This is a genomic window from Achromobacter sp. Marseille-Q0513, from assembly GCF_018195695.1.
Classification (GTDB): Bacteria; Pseudomonadota; Gammaproteobacteria; order Burkholderiales; family Burkholderiaceae_B; genus Achromobacter.
This window is the reverse complement of sequence record NZ_JAGTJY010000275.1, coordinates 1-5,428: the sequence shown is the minus strand read 5'-3', so window position 1 is coordinate 5,428 and position 5,428 is coordinate 1. Positions and strand designations below refer to the sequence as shown.

Sequence of the window (5,428 nt, the reverse complement as noted above, 5' to 3'; positions counted from 1 at the left end):
CGGCCGTGGGCTCGGACGTGGCGCGGACGCGCCGGCGCAGCACGGCGGCCGGCTCGGCCGGCGCCGGCTCGCGGTTCGAGCCGGGGCAGGCCGTGGACATGGCCGCCACCACCAGCGGCAGGTCGCGCAGGCGGTGGAACTGGTTACGCAGCCAGCGCGAATCGTTGCCGCTGCGCATGGCGTCGTCGCGCAGGGCCGCGATCATGTCGCCAGTGCCCAGCTCCTCGGCCACCGGCATCAGGCGCTGGAACAGCGCGCGCAGGTGGTCGATCAGGCGCATGCGCTGGCCCTCGGGCGTCACATAGCTGCCTTGCAGGCCGAAACGGCAGGCCTGGAAGTGATTGCTGCGATAGCACAGCCAGGCCTTGTCGCTGGGCTCGGGCTCGCGCATCAGCAACACCGCCAGCGCCTGGGCCAGGGCGGCGATCTGGCAGGCGCGCTCGACCGTCAGCGGCGTGTCGCAAACGCGGATCTCGACCGTGCCGAATTCAGGCTTGGGCCGGATGTCCCAGTACAGGTCCTTGATGCTTTCGGCCAGGCCATAGGCGCGCAACTGCGACAGGTGGGCCTCGAACTGGTACCAGTCCTTCACTTCCGGCGGCATGTGGCCCGCCAGCGGGAAGCTGTTGACGGCATTCAGGCGCGAGCACGAAAACAGCGTGTCCACGCCCTCGCAATAGGGCGAGGACGCCGACAGCGCGATGAAGTGCGGCACATAGGGCGACAGGCGGCGCACCAGCCGGATGGCGTCGTCCCCGGTTTTCACGCCCAGGTGGATGTGCTGGCCGAACACGGTGAATTGACGCGCCAGGTAACCGTACATTTCGGCCAGGTACTGGAAGCGCGGCGTGTCGGAAATGGAGCGTTCCTGCCAGCGCATGAACGGGTGGGCGCCGCCGCCCGCCACGGAAACGCCGACGGCGTCCGCCGCCTCGACCAGCGCGTCGCGCATTTCGCGCATCTCGGCCAAGAGGCCCATGGGGTGCTCGTGCACCGAGGAATTCAATTCGATCATGGACCGCGTGATTTCCGGTTTGACGCGGTCGGCGATGGGGTGGTTGGCCATCTGGGCGAGCAGCTCGTCGGAAGCTGCCGTCAGGTCGTAGCTGGTCGGGTCGATCAGTTGCAGCTCGAGCTCGATGCCCAGGGTGTTCGGGGCCGACGAAACGAACGGAATCTGTTCCATCTCGGACTCCTTCGGATGTTTGATGAGGGAATGCGTCGTTCGGCCTTGAAGCCCGGCAACTTCCCGGGGGGCGCTAGACGACGGCTTATGGACGCATGATAGCCGCAGGTTTGTGGCAAAACGATGGAGAATCGTGACATTTGTGTGCAACATCAGGAAACACACGAGTTCTTCCCACGGCGCCATGTGAGCAAGCACTTACAGCGTAGGAACGGCGGGGCTTGCCGGCCAATTCGTCCGATCGGACCAGTCCTAATGAGGCTTTCGAGCCGGGATGGGATTACCCGAACAAGGGTAATCCCTTAGGAATTTCGAGCCAAAAATGGGTCGCGCACGGCCCGGCCCAGGCCTATTTCCGCCAGAAAATCGGCGTGAAGAGCACCAGCACGGTCAGCAGTTCCAGCCGTCCGATCAACATGGCGAAGGTGCAGACCCAGATCTGGAAGTCGGACAGCACGGCGAAATTGCCCATCGGGCCGACCGGACCCAGCCCGGGACCGGTGTTGTTGACGCTGGCAAAGACGGCCGAGAAGGCCGTGATGGGATCCAGGCCGGAAAGCAGCAGCAGGCTGGTGAACACCGCGATGGACAGCCCGTAGAACAGCATGAAGGCCAGCACCGAGGCCATGGTCCGGGCTTCCACCGCCCGGCCGTTGATCCGCACCGGACTGACCGCGTGGGGATGCAGCATGGTGACCAGCTCGTTGCGCGCCTGCTTGATCAGCAGGATGGCGCGGATCATCTTGATGCCGCCGCCGGTCGAGCCGGCCGAGGTGGCGAAACCCGACAGCAGCAGCATGGTCAGCGGCGCGAACAGCGGCCACTGGGCGAAATCGGTGTTGGCGTAGCCCGTGGTGGTCGCCATGGATATGGTGTTGAACATGCCGTAGCGCAGCGCCTGCAGCGGCTCGGCGTAGACGCCCTTGACGTACAGGAACACCGAGATCACCAGCCCCACGCCCAGCACGACCACCAGGTAGGGAATGGCCTCGGGGCAGCGCAGGTAGGCCCGCGCGCTGCGCTGGCGGAAGGCGTTGAAGTGGGTGGCGAAGTTGATGCCGGCGATCAGCATAAACACCATGGCCACGATTTCCACCGGCACCGAATCGAAGTGGGCGAAACCGTCGTCCCAGGTGGAAAAACCGCCCAGGCCCATGGTGGTGGCCATGTGGCACCAGGCCTCGAACCAGGACAGGCCCACGGCCCGGTAGGACAGGAAACAGAGGATGGAAAAGACGAAATACACCGCGTACAGCGCCTTGGCCGTGCTGGCGATGCGCGGCGTCAGGCGCTCGTCCTTCATCGGGCCCGGCGTCTCGGCGCGCACGACCTGGTGGCCGCCCACGCCCAGCAGCGGCAAGATAGCCACGGCCAGCACCAGGATGCCCATGCCGCCGATCCAGATCAGCGTGGCGCGCCACAGGTTGATGGACGGCGGCAGCGCGTCCAGGTTGGTCAGCACGGTGGCGCCGGTGGTGGTCAGGCCGGACATGGCCTCGAAGTAGGCGCCGGTGAAGGACAACGGCATGCCGGCGCGATGGAAATACAGCATCAGCGGGATCGCCGCCAGCAGCGGCAGGCCGGCCCAGACGGCCGACACCAGCACGAAGCCATCGCGCGCCCGCAATTCGCTGCGGTTGCGCCGGGTCAGCACCGCCAGCCCGCCGCCGATGCCGATCGACAGCAGGAAACCGTGCAGGAAGGCGTCGCGCGCCGCGTCCTGGCCGACGTAGGCGACCACCAGCGGGATCAGCATGGTGAGGGCGAACATCACCATGGTCAGGCCCAGTATGTAGAGGGTGGCCAGTACGCGCTTCATGTCCGTGCTAGAAGAAAGAGGCGGAAACCTGGAACAGCTTTTCCACGCGCGGCATCTGCTTGCGCGAGGGCACGAACACGATCACGTGGTCGTCGGCCTCGATCACGGTGTCGGCGTCGGGCAGGATGATCTCGTCGCCGCGCACCAGCGCGCCGATGCTGGCGCCCTTGGGCAGGCTGATCTGGCCCACCGGGCGTCCCACCACCTTGGAATTGGAGCGGTCGCCGTGGGCGATGGCCTCCAGCGCCTCGGCCACGCCCTGGCGCAGCCGGTGCACCGCGGCCACGTCGCCGCGCCGCACATGGCGCAGCAGCTCGCTCATGGTGGCCTGCGACGGCGACACGGCGATGTCGATATGGCTGCCCTGCATGAGCTCGCCGTAGGCCTGGCGGTTGATCAGCGCGATCACCTTGCGCGCGCCCAGCCGCTTAGCCAGCAGCGAGGACATGATGTTGTCTTCGTCGTCGCTGGTCAGCGCCAGCCAGGTGTCCATGTCCTCGATGTTCTCGCGCTCGAGCAGGTCCTCGTCGGTGCCGCTGCCGTGCAGCACCAGCACGTTGTCGGGCAGCTGCGTGGCCAGGTACTCGCAGCGCTTGAGGTCGTGCTCGATGATGCGCACGCTGTAGTTCTCGTCGGCCAGCTGGCGCGCCAGCCGCAGGCCGATGTTGCCGCCGCCGGCGATCATGACGCGGCGCACGGCCTTCTCGGCTTCGCGCAGCTGGCGCACGGCGCGGCGCGCATGGCGGGAGTCGACCAGCAGCACCACCTCGTCGCCCGGCGCGATCACGGTGCCGCTGCCGCCGCGCACCGGACGCCCGCCGCGCAGCACGTCGATCACGCGCGCGGTCACGTCCGGCCAGACCTCGCGCAGCTTGTCGATGGAATGGTGGGCCATCGGGCTGCCGTGGCCGACGCGCACGGTCACCACGCTGACGCGGCCTTCAGCGAATTCCACCACCTGCAGGGCTTCGGGGAATTCGATCAGGCTGTGCAGATAGGTGGTGACGCTGCGCTCCGGACTGATCAGGGCGTCGATGCAGAAGCCCTCGTCGCTCATCAGCTCGGGATGCTCGGGAAACTCGGCCGAGCGGATGCGGGCGATGCGCCGCGGGATGTTGAACAGCTGGCGCGCGATCTTGCACGCCACCATGTTGGCGGTGTCGGACGCGGCACAGGCGATGAACAGGTCAGTGTCGGCCGCGCCGGCGGTTTCCAGCACCGACACCTGCGCGCCGTCGCCATGGACCACGCGCAGGTCGAAGTGCTCTTGCAGGTATTGCAGCTGACTGGGATCGGAATCGATGACCGTGATGTCGTTTTCCTCGGACACCAGGTTCTCCGCCACGCTGGTGCCTACGCGACCAGCGCCCATGATCAGGATCTTCATGCGCCCCGCTTGCGGGCCGATTCGATGCCCAATTGCTTGAGCTTGCGGTAGAGGTGGGTGCGTTCGAGGCCGGTGCGCTCGGACACCCGGGTCATGCTGTGGCTTTCCCGGACCAGGTGGTACTCGAAATAGATGCGCTCGAACTCGTCGCGCGCCTCGCGCAGGGGCTGGTCCAGCGAGATGCTGCCCAGCTGGCCGTTGGACGTGACGGGCACTTCGCCGGCCGACGCGGTGGTCAGGGGCGGCGGGTCGAGCTCGTCTTCCAGGGCCACGGCGGCGCTGGCGATGGCCGGATGAGCGGCCGCCGGCGCCGGATGCGGCGCGCGGCCGCGCGCCAGGCCGGCGGCGACGGTCTTGAGCAGGCGCTGCAGCGTGATCGGCTTTTCCAGGAAATCCATGGCGCCGATGCGGGTGGCCTCGACCGCGGTGTCGATGGTGGCGTGGCCGCTCATCATGATCACCGGCATGTCCAGCATGCCCTGCGAGGCCCATTCCTTGAGCAGGCTCACGCCATCGGTGTCGGGCATCCAGATGTCCAGCAACACCAGGTCGGGACGCATGCGAAGGCGCGCGGCGCGCGCTTGCGCCGCGTTTTCGGCCAATTCGACCGTGTGTCCTTCGTCGTAAAGGATTTCCGACAAGAGTTCGCGAATACCGACTTCGTCGTCAACCACCAGGATTCTGGCCATAAAGCATCCACCTATTGCGTAGCCGCATTATCCTTTTCTTGCGCGGTCGCGTCCATAGTATCGGCTCCCGGCGCGAGCCGGGTCAACAAGATGGAAATCCGCGCGCCGCCGTCCTTGCGGTTGGCAAGGTCGATCCGGCCGCCATGTTCTTCAACGATCTTGCGCACGATCGCCAATCCTAACCCAGTCCCGTGGGACTTGGTGGTGACGTAGGGCTCGAAGGCCCGCTGCAGCACCTGCGGCGGGAAGCCCGGGCCGGTGTCGGCCACCGTGAAGCGCAGCGCCTGCTGGTCGGCGCGGTCCGGCTGCTCGCTGCGCATGAGCTGGGTCGTCACGCTGACCCGCCC

The 5,428-nt window shown here is 66.7% G+C and carries 5 protein-coding genes; all 5 read right to left on the bottom strand.

Going from position 1 to position 5,428, the window contains the following annotated elements; all coding sequences use genetic code 11:
• A partial coding sequence (locus tag KDH83_RS29205; RefSeq protein WP_212322240.1) for a YbdK family carboxylate-amine ligase occupies positions 1-1,186 on the bottom strand: 1,186 nt, incomplete at its 3' end.
• Positions 1,187-1,535: 349 nt separating this feature from the next.
• Positions 1,536-3,005, bottom strand: a complete 1,470-nt coding sequence (locus tag KDH83_RS29200; RefSeq protein ID WP_212322238.1) for a potassium transporter TrkG — start codon at positions 3,003-3,005, stop codon at positions 1,536-1,538.
• 7 nt (positions 3,006-3,012) lie between these two features.
• The gene (gene trkA, locus KDH83_RS29195) at positions 3,013-4,392 is read right to left on the bottom strand and encodes a Trk system potassium transporter TrkA (protein WP_212322236.1); all 1,380 of its coding nucleotides are present in this window, start codon (positions 4,390-4,392) and stop codon (positions 3,013-3,015) included.
• Positions 4,389-5,081 (bottom strand): response regulator, encoded by a 693-nt coding sequence (locus KDH83_RS29190; RefSeq protein ID WP_212322234.1) that lies wholly within the window; start codon positions 5,079-5,081, stop codon positions 4,389-4,391. Before KDH83_RS29190 ends, trkA begins: the two co-directional genes overlap by 4 nt.
• Positions 5,082-5,092: 11 nt before the next feature.
• A partial coding sequence (locus tag KDH83_RS29185) for an ATP-binding protein (RefSeq protein ID WP_249205434.1) occupies positions 5,093-5,428 on the bottom strand: 336 nt, incomplete at its 5' end.

Coding starts and splice junctions, on each gene's coding strand:
- KDH83_RS29200 (WP_212322238.1), bottom strand. CDS start 3,005: ATGAAGCGCGTACTGGCCACCCTCTACATACTGGGCCTGACCATGGTG.
- trkA (WP_212322236.1), bottom strand. CDS start 4,392: ATGAAGATCCTGATCATGGGCGCTGGTCGCGTAGGCACCAGCGTGGCG.
- KDH83_RS29190 (WP_212322234.1), bottom strand. CDS start 5,081: ATGGCCAGAATCCTGGTGGTTGACGACGAAGTCGGTATTCGCGAACTC.